Source organism: Corynebacterium sp. HMSC068G04 (assembly GCF_001814885.1).
Classification (GTDB): Bacteria; Actinomycetota; Actinomycetes; order Mycobacteriales; family Mycobacteriaceae; genus Corynebacterium; species Corynebacterium hiratae.
Genome location: NZ_KV818308.1, coordinates 1 through 384, shown reverse-complemented (window position 1 = coordinate 384; position 384 = coordinate 1). Strand labels below are relative to the sequence as shown.

At 54.9% G+C, this 384-nt stretch carries 1 rRNA gene; it reads right to left on the bottom strand.

What is annotated here, in order from left to right:
- Positions 1-384 (bottom strand): 23S ribosomal RNA (locus HMPREF2993_RS04790); the annotation flags it as partial.

Sequence of the window (384 nt, the reverse complement as noted above, 5' to 3'; positions counted from 1 at the left end):
CCTACTCCAGCCCCAGGATGCGACGAGCCGACATCGAGGTGCCAAACCATCCCGTCGATATGGACTCTTGGGGAAGATCAGCCTGTTATCCCCGGGGTACCTTTTATCCGTTGAGCGACACCACATCCACAAGTAGGTGCCGGATCACTAGTCCCGACTTTCGTCCCTGTTCGACATGTCTGTCTCACAGTCAAGCTCCCTTGTGCACTTACACTCACCACCTGATTGCCAACCAGGCTGAGGGAACCTTTGGGCGCCTCCGTTACATTTTGGGAGGCAACCGCCCCAGTTAAACTACCCACCAGGCACTGTCCCCAACCCAGATCATGGGCCAAGGTTAGACATCCAATCCGATCAGAGTGGTATTTCAACAACGACTCCACA